This window comes from Falsiroseomonas oryziterrae, from assembly GCF_021864505.1.
In the GTDB taxonomy this organism is placed as follows: domain Bacteria; phylum Pseudomonadota; class Alphaproteobacteria; order Acetobacterales; family Acetobacteraceae; genus Falsiroseomonas; species Falsiroseomonas oryziterrae.
Genome location: NZ_JAKJIB010000471.1, coordinates 1 through 2,320 on the forward strand (window position 1 = coordinate 1; position 2,320 = coordinate 2,320).

The 2,320-nt window shown below is 73.1% G+C and carries 3 protein-coding genes; all 3 read right to left on the reverse strand.

Features of this window, described 5'->3' with window-relative positions; translation table 11 throughout:
- Positions 1-158: 158 nt before the first annotated feature.
- The 3 genes from L2I40_RS22055 to L2I40_RS22065 are packed head-to-tail and all read right to left on the reverse strand — an operon-like array spanning position 159 to position 2,199.
- Positions 159-488: a thiosulfate oxidation carrier complex protein SoxZ gene (locus L2I40_RS22055; protein WP_237217429.1), complete on the reverse strand. Its 330-nt coding sequence runs from the start codon at positions 486-488 to the stop codon at positions 159-161.
- Positions 485-925, reverse strand: a complete 441-nt coding sequence (locus L2I40_RS22060) for a thiosulfate oxidation carrier protein SoxY (RefSeq protein WP_237217430.1) — start codon at positions 923-925, stop codon at positions 485-487. The genes L2I40_RS22055 and L2I40_RS22060 overlap by 4 nt, the downstream gene beginning before the upstream one ends.
- Positions 922-2,199, reverse strand: coding sequence for an NAD(P)/FAD-dependent oxidoreductase (locus L2I40_RS22065; protein WP_237217431.1), 1,278 nt, complete (start codon positions 2,197-2,199; stop codon positions 922-924). Before L2I40_RS22065 ends, L2I40_RS22060 begins: the two co-directional genes overlap by 4 nt.
- Positions 2,200-2,320 lie beyond the last annotated feature (121 nt).

The following is a 2,320-nucleotide window of genomic DNA, read 5'->3' on the forward strand; positions in this document are numbered from 1 at the left end:
TCGACCGGCTGTTCCAGGCGCGCGTGCGCAACGCCTGCCCCTGGTTCGAGCGCGTCGTGGCGCTGGCCGAGACTCCGGCGGCGCGCGCCGAGGTCGAGGCGGCGCTGCGCGAGGATGCGGTGACGGCGGCGCGCTTCCGCGCCGGGTGACCTACGCCGTCAGGCCAGCGCGATGCGCGCCGTGCTGCGCGCGGTGCGGCCGCGCTCGTCGGTGAAGCTGAACTCGAGCTCGCTCGCGCGCTCGATCCGCAGGAAGAAGACGTGGAAGGGGTTGGCGGCGCTGCCGTTGCGCAACTCCGCCTGCAGCGCGACCTCGCCGTTCACCCGCACGACCATGCGCGTCAGCATGTCGCGCGGCACGGTGCGGCCGCCCTCCTGCCGCAGGCCCGTCTCCATCGGGTGCTCGATCAACGTGCGGATCTCCACCACCTCGCCCGGACGGGCGGAGCGGGGGACGCGCACGCGCGGGGTGCTCAGCGTGCCGCTCATGACAGGCAGCCCCCGGTGGTGACGCGGATCTCGGCGGCGGCGCGGCGCACGCGGCCGTCGCTGAACTGCGCGACGGCCACGATGCGCTGGTCCTCCGCCAGGCGGATGCGCGTCTGCACCTCGGCGCGCGCCAGCAGCGGCGTCAGGCGGAAACTCGCGACGCCGGGCGTCGGGTTGCGGGTCGCGAAGAGATGGATGGCGGTGACGTGCTCGGCCGCCGTCTGAGGGCTGTCCACCACGACCGTCACCGGCACCTGCCCGCCATTCTCGGCGACCGTCGGCACGCGGAGCGCGATGCCGCCCTCCTCCACCGCGGCGTCGCCCACCTGCTCGCGGATCGCGGCGGCCAGCGCATCCTCCTGCGCCAGCACCGGCCAGGGCAGCGCGACGAGGACGAGTGCGCCGAGCGCCGTGCGCCGCGTGACGGATGGGTTCATGCGAACATGTCCCGCGTGATGCTCTCGTACCAGGCGTCGGCGTAGACCGCCTCCAGCCGTCGCTGCTCCGGCAGGTTGCCGCGCGGCGACACGCCGCCGGAATTCGGCACCTCGACGATCGCGCTGCCCTCCGCATTCGGGCGGAAGATGCCGACGATCGAGATGCCGTAGTCCTCGCCCACATGGCTGTAGCAGGTGTTGTAGTAAAGGGCCTCGGGTGGCCGCTCGCCACGCAGCGACGCGGCCGCGCTCGCCACCGCCTGCTTCGCCGTGCTGTTCGCGATGTAGCCCGATTTCGGCATCGGACCCGGGATGTTCGCATCGCCCACGACATGGATGCCGGGTGCGGCGCGGCTCTCGAAGGTCACCGGGTTCACCGGCACCCAGCCGGTATCGTTCGCGAGCCCGGCGTCGATCGCGATGCGCGCGGCCGATTGCGGCGGGATGACGTTGGCGACCGCGACGCGGTGCCGCTCGCCGAACTCGCTCTCCAGCACGCGCTCGCGCGCATCGACGCGCGTGACGCGGCCGTCGCGGTTCGCCGGCACCCACTCGATCATCCCGGGATAGAGCTCGGCCCAGGCATCCTGGAAGAGCCCCTGCTTGCTGAACGCGTCCTTGGCGTCGAGCGCGAGGATCTTCGAGCGCGGCTTGTGGCGCTTCAGGTAGCTCGCGATCATGCTGATCCGCTCATAGGGACCGGGCGGGCAGCGGAACGGATTGGCGGGGATCGCGAGCCCGACGACGCCGCCATCCGGCATCTCCTCGAGCTGGCGGCGCAGCAGAGTCGTCTGCGCGCCGTCGCCCGGCACCCAGGCATGCGGCATGCGCTCGGCCGCGGCCTCGTCATAGCCCTCGAGCGCGCCCCAGCGGAGCGCGATGCCGGGCGAGAGGATCAGCCGGTCGTAGGACAGCGTCTGGCCGCCCTGCAGCCGCACGCTGCGCGCCGCGGCGTCGATGCCCGTCGCCCAGTCGTGCACCACGCGCACGCCGCGCGCGCGCAGCCCGTCATAGCCATGGCTGATCTGCTCGATCCGGCGTTTGCCGGCCAGCACGAGGTTGCCGTAGGGGCAGGTGACGAAGCGCGCCTTCGGCTCGACCAGCGTCACCTCGAGCCAGGGGAAGCGCCGGCGCGCGAAGGAGGCGGCGGAGGCGCCGCCGAAGCCGCCGCCGATCACCAGCAGCCGGGCCTGGGTCTGGGCCGCCACGCGCCGCGGCGCGGCGAGCGGGGCAAGGAGGGCGGCGCCGAGCAGGGCGCGACGGGTCGCGGTCATCGTCGCTCTCCTCAACGCGGCAGACGCGCGAAATGCTCGGCCATGGCCGCGATCTCCGCCTCGGTGTAGCCGCGCGCGACGCGGCCCATGATGGTGCCGGGCCGTTAGATCCGAAGAGCTT

What these genes read in the sequence shown, in the direction of transcription:
- L2I40_RS22055 (WP_237217429.1), bottom strand. Translation starts at nt 488, where the DNA reads ATGAGCGGCACGCTGAGCACCCCGCGCGTGCGCGTCCCCCGCTCCGCC.
- L2I40_RS22060 (WP_237217430.1), bottom strand. Translation starts at nt 925, where the DNA reads ATGAACCCATCCGTCACGCGGCGCACGGCGCTCGGCGCACTCGTCCTC.
- L2I40_RS22065 (WP_237217431.1), bottom strand. Translation starts at nt 2,199, where the DNA reads ATGACCGCGACCCGTCGCGCCCTGCTCGGCGCCGCCCTCCTTGCCCCG.